This window comes from Ruegeria sp. CK2, from assembly GCF_056536585.1.
In genome coordinates, this window is sequence record NZ_JBQFPW010000001.1 from 413088 (window position 1) to 426225 (window position 13138).

Sequence of the window (13138 nt, forward strand, 5' to 3'; positions counted from 1 at the left end):
GTTTATTAACCAGACTCATAAACACTTTGTTCACGCATGCAATCAATGGTGAGCAACTATGTCCGTGCAGGGAACCATCCTTGTCCTCGACGGGGTATCAACCAACCGCATTATGCTGAAGGTTCAGCTGACCGCGGCATGGTATCACGTGGTTCAGGGTGAAAAACTCAAAGGGTTGACGTCGCTGGTGCGCCGAACCCGGCCAGACTTGGTGCTGACAGCGCAGACATTGCCCGATGGTACTGCGGCAGACGTAAAAAAGCTGATCACAACACAACCAGATCTCGTCGACGTTCCCGTTGTCGCGATTGCACCACAGAACGATAATGAGGCGCGTCTGCGTGCATTGGCGGATGGGCTGGATGATGTCCTGACGCATCCTTACAAAGACGCGCTACTGTTGGCCCGTATCCGAAGCTTACTGCGCGTGCATGCAGACACACAGGAGTTACAGGTCGACAACGGGGGCCAATCAATCGGGTTTGCGGAATCAGCCATCGCTTTGATCACACCCCCCCAAACGGCCCGTGTAGACATTCTGGCACAGACAGCGCGAACGGGCTCAGCCTGGCAAAAGGCGTTATCCAATCAAAGTCGACATCAGATTTCCTGGCACACTCGGTCAAACTTCAACGGTGTGTTGTCCGGATCAATTCCGGACGCAATAGTGGTTGAATTGGATGCAAGCCCCTACGGGTTGAACGTCCTGGCCGATCTCAGATCGCGCAGCGCCACGCGGCACACTGTTTTGATTGGCGTGCTGAAGGACAACAATGCCTCCATGGCCTCCGAAATTCTGGACCGCGGCGCCGACGCCGTATGTTTGGGCGGGTTTTGTGCAGAAGAAATTGAGCTACGCCTGAAAAATCAGATAGCCCGCAAAGCGCGGATAGACCAGATGCGTGCATCGTTGCGACAGGGTATTGCAGAATCCTGGATTGATCCGCTGACCGGCCTGCACAATCGTCGCTACGCGATGCGTGCTATGGACCAGATTACTCGGCAGTCGATGCAATCCAACCAAGGCTTCGCCGTCATGCTCGCGGATCTCGATCATTTCAAAACAATCAACGACCGTTATGGGCATGCAAACGGCGATTTCGTTCTGTCTCAGGCTGCCGAGCGTATGCAGAATATCCTGGGATCAAATGGTTTTATCGCCCGGATCGGCGGGGAAGAATTCATGATCGGCACGTCAGATCTGTCCCGAGATGCGGCATTGAGGCTTGCAGAAGCGCTTTGCAACTGCATATGCGATGAACCCTTTCATCTGCCCGATCAACAAGAACCGATCTCTGTCACGATCAGTGTTGGCCTGAAACTGTCGAACCCGTCGAAACCAACAGAAGATCCCCAGTCTTTCGAAAAAGTAATAAGATGCGCGGACAAAGCGCTCTATGCCGCTAAACGAGCCGGACGCAATCAGGTATGGGTCAGGCCGAGCGCGGCATTATCCAACTAGTCTTTTTTCTTGCGTGAATGCGGACCTTTCTGGATCACCTCTTGCAGGCGTTCGGCATAGGTCTGACGCTCTTCATCGCTCATGGCAGTGACCCGAACCATCCATTGCGCCTGCAACTCAGATTGCAGATCTGCCGTTGCCTGAGCCTGTTGCTGCAGCAATCCTTCAACCGCAACCGGATCGAACGGAACAGCGCGCAGAGCCGCACTGATGGCTTCAAACCCCTGAGTTCGCGCGTTTGACCCTTCTTTGTGCAGTCCGGACAATTCACCCCGCATTGCTTTGCGATCTTCTTTCGGCAACGCACGATAAAGTGCCGGTCCAAAACCCGGCGGCGCCTTGGCATGATCGCTGCCCTTCATACGCAGCACCGTTCCGACGGCAACACCGACTATCAACAAATTCAGGGCCAGCGACACGATCAGTACCACTGACATCCATCGCCGCTTTGTTTTGGGTTCAGCGTTCATTCCGTATTCTCCAGAAAAATCGTATCAAATCCGAGGTCGGCCACCAGATAGCTTGTATCCTGCGCCGTCAGCAGGTTGGCCGGATCGGGTAAGAATGTCGGGGCCGCAAAGCCGATCCAGACGCCAGCGGCGCTGGCTGCAACCAAACCGCCAAAGCCTTGCCAACCGCCAATAGTTTCAAAAAGCCGCGTCCAGGCCTCGCGTTTCGGGCGGGCCGTGGGCGCCAAACGCTCCAACCGAATCGCTTCGGCGTCCGTTTGGATGCGAACAACCAGGTCATCAGCCAACGTTGGCCGATCTCGCCTTGCGTTGGCGAACAGATGATCCAGTTTCAGGTCTTCATCAGCCATTGTCATACCCCAATTCATCTCGTCGGTCGGCCAGCATAGCAGCCAAAGATCGTTTTCCACGCGCCGTCAGGCTTTCAACTGCTTCTACTGAAATACCCATGACCCCTGCGATCTCGGGGTTGGGCAGCTCTTCGATATGGCGCAAGACCACCGCCTGCCGCTGCCGTTCCGGCAATTCCGATAAAGCAAGCTGTAGCGCATCTTTGCGGGCCTCGTCCTGCAATCGGTCAACCACGCTGGCCTTGCCGTCTTCGGGCTCGGGCACGTCGGACAATCTGTCAGGCCTCTTTTTGCGCCTGATGTCCACGCACAGATTCAACGTCACCCGATACAGCCATGTTGACACTTTGGCGGTTCCTGGCACCCAATCTGGCGCCATCTGCCAAAGCCGCATCATCGCGTCCTGTGTCACATCTTCGGCCTCGGCACGGTTCCCTAGCATACGCAAAGCAACCGAAAAACTGCGTGGTCCCAAACGATCTGTCAAAACACGCGCCGCCCCGGCGTCACCATCGGCAAAGCGCCTCAGCAACGCTTCGTCGCTGAGGTCGTTCGCGGCGAAATCAACGCCGCGAACATCTTGCGGATGGGAGGTCAGGTCCTCCATCCTGCATCAGTTATTGTCTGAGTCCGCCGCATCACGTTTCTTTTTGTGACGGCCCATCTTGTCCTTGGCATCGGCAAATTCCTGTTCCGAGATCCCACCGCTGTTATCCGCATCGATCCGGTCAAACATCTTGTCAGCCCGGCGCTGTTTCGGCAACTCGTCTTCGCTCAGATATCCGTCGTTGTTGGCGTCATGCTTTTCGAACATCTTCGCAACGCGGTCGTTGGTGCGCTGCTGTCTGGCAGCCTGCACTTCCTCAACGCTTAACTGTCCGTCGCCGTCAGTGTCGGCATTTGTGAAACGCTGGCTGCGCTGGGCCTGCATCTCTTCCTGTGTCACTTGGCCATCACCATTGGCGTCAAGTTCTTCGAAAGACACGGGTTCGCGGTCTTTTGGACCGGCCGCCAAAACGGATGTGCCTGTGATTGCGACCGCCGAAAGAACTATGGCCGGGATGAATTTTGCGTTTTTCATATCGGTTTTCCCTTGCTGGCGCGACCTTATTGCCGCTGCTCATATCTATTCAAACGCGGCATCGTTGGGTTTCCGTCGCCAAAAAAAGAAAAATCTTTTCGGCTCGCCCGGAAACACAACCTGATTGTTTTCCCTCAACCAGGCGGCACAAAGCGACGCACCCCCCTTTATTGTGGACTGAAACAGGCGCACTATCTGTCAAATATGAATGCGCGAGTTTTACTAAGATGGATCAGACGATCGACACGACGACCGAGAATGAGCGTCCGACATGGCCCGCTCTGGTCAAAGGGTTTCGGTGCAAATGCCCAAACTGTGGCGAAGGCAAGATTTTGCACAGCTACCTGAAAGTCAACGACACCTGCGCGACCTGTGGAGAAGAGCTGTTCCATCATCGTGCGGATGACGGACCGGCCTATCTGACGATCCTTCTGGTCGGGCATCTGCTGGCACCTGCCTTACACGTGTCATATGTGCATTGGCGCCCGGATCCATGGACCATGGCCATAAGCCTGTCGATCGCGTGTGTTGCGCTGTCCCTCTTCCTTCTTCCGCGACTGAAGGGGGCTGTCGTTGCCTATCAATGGGCGCGACGCATGAACGGGTTTGAAAAAACCTCGTGACCCAGGCAGGCAGGTTAGACAGGGCATGACCACCGATAAAACCGCAATCCGAAACGCAGCCACTGTCATTGTGCTGCGGGACCGCATGACTAACCCTTCGATCCTGATGGGTCAGCGCGGTGCAAAAGCGGCCTTTATGCCAAACAAATTTGTCTTCCCAGGTGGAGCCGTCGATCCTGCGGATGCAGACGTGCCCTTGGCCACAGCGCTTCCCGATCTGTGTCATGAACGCCTGTCGGAAAAGTCCGAAAACGGCATGCAAGCGGCATTAGCTGCCGCTGCTATTCGGGAGCTATGGGAAGAAACAGGTCTGATCCTGGGGCAGCCGGGTGTATGGCCTCAGAATGCTCCAGCCGATTGGCAGAGCTTTGCCCAAAAAGGGTTCATGCCATCCGCAGCTGCGTTGCAGTTCGTGTTTCGCGCGGTCACGCCGCCGGGTCGCCCACGCCGGTTCGACGCCCGTTTTTTTCTTGTCGACGCTGCTGCAATACAAGGCGACCTGGACGATTTCAGTCACGCCTCGGACGAGCTTTCTCATTTGCAATGGGTCGAGCTGGATCGGGCACGGGATCTGGACCTGCCATTCATTACCGAGGTTGTTCTAGCCGAGATTGCGGGTCGCATTTCGGACCCGGAACCACCCGAATCCGTCCCGTTTTATCTAAACAAAGAAGAACAAAGCCTGTTTCTGCGGCTCAGAGGATACCCCATGCCCGAGATTGACTGAGGCCGTCGGATTACTTCATCCGGCTTACAACTACAGTCACTTCGGGCTTTTTGCCGATTTCGGATTTCGCAGTTTGGCGCGCGATCCGGCGCATTTCTTCTTCCAGCTTGTCGTCATCTCGCAACGTCTTGGCTTCGGCACGCATCAGAAACTGGTTAAGGTCTTCCTCCAGAACTTCAACCAGTGCCGCACGCGATGTCCCAATGTCAGGCAGGCCCATCGTGTCGCACCATGGCTCACCCAACGGTTCATTCTCTTCATCCAGAATAACCGTGACCGTGATGTGCCCGTTCAGTGCCATGCGAATACGATCCCGCACAACCCCGTCCAGTGCGCCGACCTTGACGGACCCATCCAGATAGGTCCGACCGGTCTCGACAAAATCCACGACCTTGGGCGCATTTCCGGTCAAATCCAGCATGGTTCCGTTCACCGCCAGCACCCCGGTGCGGCCACCCGCTTCTGCCAGTTTGGCATGTTCACGCAGATGCCTGTGTTCACCATGCATCGGAATGACCATCTGTGGATCGACCAAACCATGAACCTGTTCCAGATCGGGGCGGTTGGCATGGCCCGAGACGTGATACAAGCCTGCGCCGTCATCCACCACATCCACACCCTTTTCGCTGAGCTGGTTCATGATGAAAATCACACCACGCTCGTTCCCGGGAATGGTTTTGGACGAGAACAAGAACAGGTCGCCCTCTTTCAGCTCCAACCCACGATACTTGCCACGCGCCAGCTGCGCGCTGGCAGCCCGGCGCTCGCCCTGGCTGCCTGTGACGATCAGCATCAGGTTCTGGCGCGGCAGATCCAATGCTTCTTCGGCGCTGATCACGCGTGGGAAATCGGACAAGATGCCGGTTTCGGTCGCAGCCTCGATCATCCGGCGCATGGCGCGACCTAGCAACACAACCGAACGCCCGGCTCTTTCGCCTGCCTCGGCCAGCGTTTTGACCCGCGCAACGTTGGATGCAAACGTGGTTGCAACCACCATGCTTTCCGCGTTTTCGACCAGTTTGGTGATCTCAGGGCCGACCTCCGACTCCGAACGACCGGCATGAGTTGAAAACACATTGGTACTGTCACAAACCAACGCCTTGACACCTGACCTGGCCACTTCGCCCCACAGGTTTTGGTCAAAGGGCTCGCCCACAACGGGGTTCGCATCCAGTTTGAAATCACCGGTATGCACGATCCGGCCAGCGGGCGTATCGATCACCAGCGCGGCGCTTTCCGGGATCGAGTGCGAAACCGGCAAAAAGCCCACTTTGAAGGGACCAACCGAGATTTGTTCCGGCCATGCAGACGCCGTATGAACTGCGTCTTCCGGATGGCCATGTTCTTCCATCTTGCGACGCGCGATGTTGGCCGTAAACGCTCGTGCATAAACCGGCGCCTTCAAAGCATCATAGCAATGCGCAACAGCGCCCACGTGGTCTTCATGCGCATGCGTAACAAATACAGCTTCCAACTGGTCCGCTCGCTCCCGCAGCCACGAGATATCGGCATGGATCAGATCCACCCCTGGCGTTGTGTCCATATCCGGGAATGTCACGCCCAAATCCACAAGGATCAGACGCTCCTGACCGGGTTTTCCATAACCATAAACGTAAGCGTTCATGCCAATTTCGCCTGCGCCGCCCAGCGGCAGGTAGATCAGTCTTTCGCTGCTCATGTCGACCCGTTTTCCTTGTTATAGCGATGGATCACGGTCAGGCCGTGCATCGTCAAATCATCTTCGATTGCGTCGAACCCTACGTCAGCCTGATCGAACAAGGGCGCAAGACCCCCGGTTCCAACGACTTTCATCGGCATTCCGTATTCCGTCTTTATGCGGGCAATAAGCCCCTCGATCAGCCCGGAATAGCCCCAATACACGCCAGACTGGATGCAGCCAACAGTATTCGTGCCAATAACTTTTTCCGGGCGGGTAATGTCAATATGAGGCAACGCTGCGGCCCCTTGGTGCAAGGCCTCAAGGCTGAGGTTCACACCGGGTGCAATGATCCCACCGACATATGCACCATCCGCCGCCACCACATCGAAATTGGTCGCTGTGCCAAAATCAACAACGACGATATTTCCGCCATGGCGGTCAAAAGCCGCGGCCGCATTGGCCAGTCGGTCCGGGCCCGGAACCGTTCCTTCGTCGATACGAGGGTTCACAGGCAGCAGGCATTCGGGTTTACCGACCACCAAGGGTCGGCAGCCAAAAAAGCGGTCTGCAAAAACACGCAGGTTGAACACAACACGCGGGACGGTTGATGCGATTATCACGTCACTAATGTCCGCCTCGATCCCGTAGTGTTTCACCAGCGTCGAGTACCACGTGAAATAGGCATCCGCCGTTCGTGCGTGGTGGGTCGAAGTACGCAAAGTGCATAGGAACTTCTCACCATCCCAAATCGAGAAGACGGTATTGGTGTTGCCGCAATCAATGGCCAGAAGCATCTGAGCCCCTTTCAGAAAAACACATCCGCCGCCGGAATGCTGACACGGCCTTTTGCGGTGTTTAGGACAAGGTTACCCCCCGCGTCCACCGTTTCAAAGGTTCCTACGGTCTCGGACGTTGCGGTACGTGCGGTGATGACTTCGCCCAACCGCGCGGCACTGGACAACCACGCTATGCGGATCGGATCAAACCCATATGTGACAAACTGTGTTTCGTACCGCGCGTAAGCAGCCGCCAGTTCGGTCAGGAAATCATCGGGCGAGACAAGCGCCCCGGTTTCCGATAGCAATGAGACCGGGCGCAAAGCTTGGGGTTCCACCATTTCAACACCGGGGGCTTCGGCCAAATTCACACCAATGCCGATGGCCAGATGTGAGACACCGCGCCCCTGCCCCATGCTCTCAAGCAGAATGCCCGCCAGTTTGCCCCCGTTCAAAAGAACGTCGTTCGGCCATTTCAAGGATAACCCCGTGGCGCGTCCCGTCACGGCGACACAGGCATCGAACAGCGCCAAAGCCGCCACAAAGCTGCGCAGCGCAATCTGATCTGGCGTCCCTTGCGGGCGCAGCAACAACGTAGCCGCCAGATTACCTTTCGGATTGGTCCAGGCCCGGCCACGCCGACCGCGTGCAGCGGTTTGATGATGTCCCATGATCCAAACAGGCCCCTGAGCTGTTGGGGCAATGCGCGCAGCCTCGTTCAATGTGCTGTCGACCTCCTGCAGCACGTGAAGCCCGTATCCCTGCGGCCAGTCGCTCATGTCAAAAAGGCTCGATCCACAGATCGAGCCCCTTGTGTAGGAAACATTCGAAGATCAGTTGACAAGTGTTGCCGCCGCAGCAGCCGCTGCGCCCTCGATACCGAACTGATAGAACACGCCGATCAACATCAAAGCCGCCGATCCCATCAAGGCCACCCACAAAACGGGCGTCGAGCGGGTTTCGATCGGTTCCTCGTTTTCATCCCCAAAATACATGTAGAACACGATCCGAAGATAATAGAACGCCCCAATCACCGAAGCGATCGCCGAGACGACGACCAGCCCGGTCAGCCCGGCGCTGACACCGGCCTGCCAAACACCGAACTTGGCAAAAAAGCCCAACATTGGTGGAACGCCCGCAAGGCTGAACATCAGGATCAGAACGGCCAGTGCCTTACCCGGGTCGCGTTTCGAGTACTGGCGCAGCGCGTCAATATCAGTGACGGGTTTGCCATCACGTTCCATCATCAAAATGAACGCGAACGTGCCGATATTCATCGTCACATAGATCGCCAGATACATCAGCATGGCCTTGATACCCAACTCGGTACCTGCAGCGAGGCCGATCAGGGCATAGCCCATATGAGCGATCGACGAAAACGCCATCAGGCGTTTGATGTTGCGTTGCCCGATTGCAGCCACAGCACCCAACAGCATCGACAAGACGGACAATAGGACGATGACCTGCTGCCAGTCTTTCACCACACCACCGAACGCATCGTGTAGCACTCGGGCAAATAGCGCCATCGCGGCCACTTTGGGTGCGGTTGCAAAGAAGGCTGTAATAGGTGTTGGAGAACCCTCGTAAACATCCGGGGTCCACATATGGAAGGGTACGGCCGAAACCTTGAAGGCCAGGCCCGAAATCAAGAATATAAGGCCGAATAACAAACCAACCGAAACATCTCCGTGATGCACGGTCTGTATGATGCCCGAGAATAGTGTCGTTCCGGTGAAGCCATACACCAACGATGCACCGTAAAGCAGTAGGCCTGAGCTGAGCGCGCCTAGAACGAAGTACTTCAGACCGGCTTCGGTCGATTTTGCGCTGTCCCGACGCAACGCTGCCACGACATAGAGCGCCAATGACTGCAGTTCCAGACCCATATAAAGCGACATCAGATCGCCGGCACTGACCATCATCATCATGCCTACGGCTGCGAGCGCCACCAGCAACGGGTATTCGAAGCGCAACAGATCCCGGCGCGCCATGTAGTCTTGACTCATCACCAAAACAGAGGCAGCCGACAACAGGATCGCAACCTTGGCAAAGCGTGAAAATCCGTCATCGACGAACATGCCGTTGAAGGCCACATTCGTGCCGTCGCCATTGGTGGCAATCCAAAACGCCAACAGCGCCATCAGACCCGCTGTCGTCCAGATCAGGACCGGAGCCAGCGCATCCTTTGTGGTATAGACAGCAACGATCAGCGCCGCCATCGCATAGATCGCCAGAATGATTTCCGGCAGGATAATTGACAGATCAGCCTGGATCATGTTTCCAAAGCTCCCTTAATGCGATGCGGCCGTCTGGGTCACGGCCTCTGCCGCGGCCAGAGCCGTGTCATAGTTCGAGATCAGCGCAGCGGTCGAGTTGCCGATCACATCGGTCACCAGCGACGGATAGATCCCCAGCAGGATCGTCATGATGATCAGTGGGGCAAAGATCAGACGCTCTCGCGAAGTCATGTCTGTCATGGCCTTCAGGCTTTCCTTGATCAGATCGCCAAAGACCACACGACGATAAAGCCACAGCGCATATCCAGCAGAAAAGATCACACCCGTTGCCGCCACAGCCGTCACCCAGGTGTTGACTTGGAATGCGCCCATCATTGTCAGGAATTCGCCGATGAAGCCACTTGTGCCCGGCAGGCCAACATTCGCCATCGTGAACAGCATGAAGACCAACGCATAGGCCGGCATGCGAATGACCAGACCGCCATACGCATCGATCTCGCGCGTGTGCATCCGGTCATAGATCACGCCGACGCACAGGAACAACGCTGCTGAGATGAACCCGTGGCTGAGCATCTGGAAGATAGCTCCGTCGATGCCCTGCTGGTTCGCTGCGAAAATTCCCATGGTCACAAAGCCCATATGTGCAACCGAGGAATAAGCGATCAGCTTTTTCATGTCCTCCTGCACCAGCGCCACCAGTGATGTGTAAACAACCGCAATCGCAGACATCCACAGCACAACATCGGTCATCACCGCAGAGCCCACTGGGAACATAGGCAAGCTGAACCGTAAGAAGCCATAGCCGCCCATCTTCAACAAGATCGCCGCCAGCACGACCGACCCCGCCGTCGGGGCCTGAACGTGCGCATCCGGCAGCCAGGTGTGAACGGGCCACATCGGCATCTTCACCGCAAAGCTGGCGAAGAAGGCCAAGAACATCAGCGTTTGCAATCCACCCACGACATATACGCCCAGAACACTGAACCCTTCGGACGAGAACTGATGTGTCATCAGCGCCTCGATATCCGTGGTGCCCGCATCCGCATACATCGCAACCATTGCCACCAGCATCAGAACTGAGCCGAGGAAGGTATACAGGAAGAACTTGAAGCTGGCGTATATCCGGTTCGCCCCGCCCCAAATCCCGATGATCAGGAACATCGGGATCAGGCCTGCCTCAAAGAACAGGTAGAACAACACCAGATCGAGCGCCATGAAGACGCCCAGCATCAGGGTTTCAAGCAGCAAGAAGGCGACCATGTATTCCTTGACACGGGTCGTCACGTTCCAGCTGGCCAGAATGGTCAGGGGCATAATGAAGGTGGTCAGCAGCACAAACAGCACGCTGATCCCATCAACGCCCATCTTGTATTTTAAGCCCATCAGCCATTCACCCTCTTCCACCATCTGGAAGCCGGTGTTGGATGGATCAAAGCCTGTATAGATGCCAATCGAAACCAGGAAAGTGACCGTGGTTGCCAACAGCGCGATCCACTTTGCATTGCGCTGTGCTGCCGCGTCGTCCCCGTGCAAGAACAGGGCCAAGATGCCTGCCGCAATGGCGGGGATGAAGGTGACGATCGAGAGGATGTTGTCCATTATTGCGCCCCTCCGCCGATCGACATCCAGGTGACAAGGGCTGCGATGCCCAGCACCATCCAGAACGCATAGGTAAAGATATACCCGGTCTGCGCCTTACCCGCGAGACGCGTGAAGAAGGGTACCACGCCCATGGCCACTCCGTTCAGGAAACCGTCGATTGTATTGCCGTCCCCGCGTTTCCACAGGAACCGGCCAATTGCCAACGTCGGTTTGACGAAGACCGCATCGTAGATTTCATCAAAGTACCATTTGTTCAGCAGGAACAGATACAGCGGACGCTGGTTCGCGGCCAGACGTGCGGGCAGCGACGTGTTCACTATGTAGAACCAATAGGCCACGATAAAGCCAAGTGCCATGGCCACAAAAGGTGAGACCTTGACCCATTTGGGGGCAGCATGTGCATCGTCCAGCACATGATTGTCCGACGCAATGTACAAGGCGCCCTCGCCCGGCTCACCCGCAAATACATAGTGGTGATCGCCGCCAATGGCCGCTTTGTCATCATGCGCAGCTTGGTCGCCATGGCTTTCGTCCGCTTGCGCCTCATCGGCTTGTGTGTCGTCACCATGGGTTTCATCAGCAGTGCCGTGGTCGGCGGCAGCGGCATGCTCGGATGCCTCAGCCACCGGAATGCCATAGAACTTGCCGACCTTGTCCGCGTGGCCAAAGAAGTTTCCGTACCAGATCATCCCGGCAAACACCGCGCCCAGCGACAGAACGCCCAGCGGTATCAGCATGGTCATCGGACTTTCATGCGCGTGCTCATGCGTATGCTTGTCGCCGCGTTGCTCGCCGTAGAATGTCAGGAAGATCAGGCGCCAGCTATAGAACGACGTGAACGCAGCCGCGATCACCAGCATCCAGAACGCGTAACCAGTGCCGCCGGCAAAGGCGCTTTCGATGATGGCATCCTTGGACAGAAATCCAGCAAATCCGATATGGGTCAGTGGAATGCCAACGCCGGTGATGGCAAGCGTTCCCATCATCATCGCCCAGAAGGTATAGGGGATTTTCTTACGCAACCCGCCGTATTCCGTCATTTCCTGCTCGTGATGCATCGCGTGAATGACCGAACCCGCCCCAAGGAACAACAGCGCCTTGAAGAACGCGTGTGTCAGCAGGTGGAACATTGCAGCCGAGTACATCCCGACGCCAGCCGCCACGAACATATAACCCAGCTGAGAACAGGTCGAATAGGCAATGACGCGCTTGATGTCGGTCTGAACCAGACCCACGGTCGCGGCAAAGAACGCGGTGGACGCGCCAAGGAAGGTGATGAACCCGGTCGCACCCGGCGCGAACTCCATCAGCGGTGACATACGGCAAACAAGAAAGACACCAGCCGTCACCATGGTGGCCGCGTGGATCAGCGCGGACACAGGTGTCGGGCCTTCCATCGCGTCCGGCAACCACGTGTGCAGGATCAACTGTGCCGATTTGCCCATCGCGCCGATGAACAACAGAACACAAATCACTTCAATTGCGCTCCATTCGCCCCACAGGAAACGCAACTGTGTTTCAGCCAGTTTCGGGGCCGACGCGAAAACGTCGGAGAGGTTGATGCTGTCGGTCAGGAAGAACAGTGCAAAAATTCCCAGCGCAAATCCAAAGTCACCCACTCGGTTAACGACGAACGCTTTGATCGCGGCAGCGTTCGCCGTCGGCTTGCGATAGTAGAACCCGATCAGCAGGTAAGACGCGACACCCACACCTTCCCAGCCAAAGAACATCTGAACCAGATTGTCCGATGTCACCAGCATCAGCATGGCGAAGGTAAAGAACGACAGATAGGCAAAGAACCGTGGCTTATAGCTTTCGCCCTCGCGCCATTGCGGGTCGTTGTCCATGTAGCCAAAGGAATACAGATGCACGAGCGCCGAGACGGTCGTCACTACAATCAGCATGATTGCGGTCAGCCGGTCCAGACGCACCGCCCAGCTTGTCGACAGCGAGCCACTCTCAATCCAGCGCATGATCTCGATCTGTTGGGTGACACCGTCGAAGGTCAGGAAAACGATCCACGACAGCAAACAGGCCAGAAACAGCAGGCCTGTGGCTGTCCACATGGCGGCTTTCTCGCCGATGAAGCGCCAGCCGAAGCCGCAAAGCAGCGCGCCCACGAGAGGGGCAAAGAGGATGGTGGTTTCCAT

13 protein-coding genes are annotated in these 13138 nt (G+C 56.4%); 3 read left to right on the forward strand and 10 right to left on the reverse strand.

Annotated features, from left to right (window positions below; genetic code table 11):
* Window positions 1–58 precede the first annotated feature (58 nt).
* Complete coding sequence (locus ACR0BU_RS01985; protein WP_480735021.1) at window positions 59–1462, forward strand: diguanylate cyclase; 1404 nt, start codon at window positions 59–61, stop codon at window positions 1460–1462.
* On the opposite strand, the gene ACR0BU_RS01990 is transcribed toward ACR0BU_RS01985, so the two are convergent.
* Genes ACR0BU_RS01990 through ACR0BU_RS02005 form a run of 4 tightly spaced genes read right to left on the reverse strand, consistent with a single transcriptional unit; the run spans window position 1459 to window position 3363 of the window.
* Window positions 1459–1932, reverse strand: a complete 474-nt coding sequence (locus tag ACR0BU_RS01990; protein ID WP_480735020.1) for a periplasmic heavy metal sensor — start codon at window positions 1930–1932, stop codon at window positions 1459–1461. The two genes, ACR0BU_RS01985 and ACR0BU_RS01990, sit on opposite strands and share 4 nt — an antisense overlap.
* Window positions 1929–2282 (reverse strand): hypothetical protein, encoded by a 354-nt coding sequence (locus ACR0BU_RS01995; RefSeq protein ID WP_480735019.1) that lies wholly within the window; start codon window positions 2280–2282, stop codon window positions 1929–1931. Before ACR0BU_RS01995 ends, ACR0BU_RS01990 begins: the two co-directional genes overlap by 4 nt.
* Complete coding sequence (locus ACR0BU_RS02000) at window positions 2275–2889, reverse strand: RNA polymerase sigma factor (RefSeq protein WP_480735017.1); 615 nt, start codon at window positions 2887–2889, stop codon at window positions 2275–2277. Before ACR0BU_RS02000 ends, ACR0BU_RS01995 begins: the two co-directional genes overlap by 8 nt.
* Before the next feature lie 6 nt (window positions 2890–2895).
* Window positions 2896–3363, reverse strand: coding sequence for an EF-hand domain-containing protein (locus tag ACR0BU_RS02005; RefSeq protein WP_298932941.1), 468 nt, complete (start codon window positions 3361–3363; stop codon window positions 2896–2898).
* Between the two features lie 227 nt (window positions 3364–3590).
* On the opposite strand from ACR0BU_RS02005, the gene ACR0BU_RS02010 reads away from it, so the two are divergent.
* Both ACR0BU_RS02010 and ACR0BU_RS02015 read left to right on the forward strand, forming a co-directional pair.
* Window positions 3591–3986 (forward strand): DUF983 domain-containing protein, encoded by a 396-nt coding sequence (locus ACR0BU_RS02010; RefSeq protein ID WP_480735016.1) that lies wholly within the window; start codon window positions 3591–3593, stop codon window positions 3984–3986.
* Between the two features lie 25 nt (window positions 3987–4011).
* Entirely contained in the window at window positions 4012–4713 is a 702-nt protein-coding gene (locus ACR0BU_RS02015; protein ID WP_298932945.1) for an NUDIX hydrolase, read from the forward strand.
* A 10-nt stretch (window positions 4714–4723) separates the two neighbouring features.
* On the opposite strand, the gene ACR0BU_RS02020 is transcribed toward ACR0BU_RS02015, so the two are convergent.
* Genes ACR0BU_RS02020 through nuoL form a run of 6 tightly spaced genes read right to left on the reverse strand, consistent with a single transcriptional unit; the run spans window position 4724 to window position 13138 of the window.
* A complete protein-coding gene (locus tag ACR0BU_RS02020) occupies window positions 4724–6391 on the reverse strand; it encodes a ribonuclease J (protein WP_480735014.1) in 1668 nt (555 codons plus the stop codon).
* Window positions 6388–7167: a type III pantothenate kinase gene (locus ACR0BU_RS02025; protein ID WP_298932948.1), complete on the reverse strand. Its 780-nt coding sequence runs from the start codon at window positions 7165–7167 to the stop codon at window positions 6388–6390. The genes ACR0BU_RS02020 and ACR0BU_RS02025 overlap by 4 nt, the downstream gene beginning before the upstream one ends.
* An 11-nt stretch (window positions 7168–7178) precedes the next feature.
* Complete coding sequence (locus ACR0BU_RS02030; RefSeq protein WP_480735012.1) at window positions 7179–7928, reverse strand: biotin--[acetyl-CoA-carboxylase] ligase; 750 nt, start codon at window positions 7926–7928, stop codon at window positions 7179–7181.
* 54 nt (window positions 7929–7982) lie between these two features.
* Window positions 7983–9425, reverse strand: coding sequence for an NADH-quinone oxidoreductase subunit NuoN (gene nuoN, locus ACR0BU_RS02035; protein WP_480735011.1), 1443 nt, complete (start codon window positions 9423–9425; stop codon window positions 7983–7985).
* 15 nt (window positions 9426–9440) lie between these two features.
* The gene (locus ACR0BU_RS02040) at window positions 9441–10985 is read right to left on the reverse strand and encodes an NADH-quinone oxidoreductase subunit M (RefSeq protein WP_298932954.1); all 1545 of its coding nucleotides are present in this window, start codon (window positions 10983–10985) and stop codon (window positions 9441–9443) included.
* Window positions 10985–13138, reverse strand: coding sequence for an NADH-quinone oxidoreductase subunit L (gene nuoL / locus ACR0BU_RS02045; RefSeq protein ID WP_480735010.1), 2154 nt, complete (start codon window positions 13136–13138; stop codon window positions 10985–10987). The genes ACR0BU_RS02040 and nuoL overlap by 1 nt, the downstream gene beginning before the upstream one ends.

What these genes read in the sequence shown, in the direction of transcription:
- ACR0BU_RS01985 (WP_480735021.1), top strand. Translation starts at nt 59, where the DNA reads ATGTCCGTGCAGGGAACCATCCTTGTCCTCGACGGGGTATCAACCAAC.
- ACR0BU_RS01990 (WP_480735020.1), bottom strand. Translation starts at nt 1,932, where the DNA reads ATGAACGCTGAACCCAAAACAAAGCGGCGATGGATGTCAGTGGTACTG.
- ACR0BU_RS01995 (WP_480735019.1), bottom strand. Translation starts at nt 2,282, where the DNA reads ATGGCTGATGAAGACCTGAAACTGGATCATCTGTTCGCCAACGCAAGG.
- ACR0BU_RS02000 (WP_480735017.1), bottom strand. Translation starts at nt 2,889, where the DNA reads ATGGAGGACCTGACCTCCCATCCGCAAGATGTTCGCGGCGTTGATTTC.
- ACR0BU_RS02005 (WP_298932941.1), bottom strand. Translation starts at nt 3,363, where the DNA reads ATGAAAAACGCAAAATTCATCCCGGCCATAGTTCTTTCGGCGGTCGCA.
- ACR0BU_RS02010 (WP_480735016.1), top strand. Translation starts at nt 3,591, where the DNA reads ATGGATCAGACGATCGACACGACGACCGAGAATGAGCGTCCGACATGG.
- ACR0BU_RS02015 (WP_298932945.1), top strand. Translation starts at nt 4,012, where the DNA reads ATGACCACCGATAAAACCGCAATCCGAAACGCAGCCACTGTCATTGTG.
- ACR0BU_RS02020 (WP_480735014.1), bottom strand. Translation starts at nt 6,391, where the DNA reads ATGAGCAGCGAAAGACTGATCTACCTGCCGCTGGGCGGCGCAGGCGAA.
- ACR0BU_RS02025 (WP_298932948.1), bottom strand. Translation starts at nt 7,167, where the DNA reads ATGCTTCTGGCCATTGATTGCGGCAACACCAATACCGTCTTCTCGATT.
- ACR0BU_RS02030 (WP_480735012.1), bottom strand. Translation starts at nt 7,928, where the DNA reads ATGAGCGACTGGCCGCAGGGATACGGGCTTCACGTGCTGCAGGAGGTC.
- nuoN (WP_480735011.1), bottom strand. Translation starts at nt 9,425, where the DNA reads ATGATCCAGGCTGATCTGTCAATTATCCTGCCGGAAATCATTCTGGCG.
- ACR0BU_RS02040 (WP_298932954.1), bottom strand. Translation starts at nt 10,985, where the DNA reads ATGGACAACATCCTCTCGATCGTCACCTTCATCCCCGCCATTGCGGCA.
- nuoL (WP_480735010.1), bottom strand. Translation starts at nt 13,138, where the DNA reads ATGGAAACCACCATCCTCTTTGCCCCTCTCGTGGGCGCGCTGCTTTGC.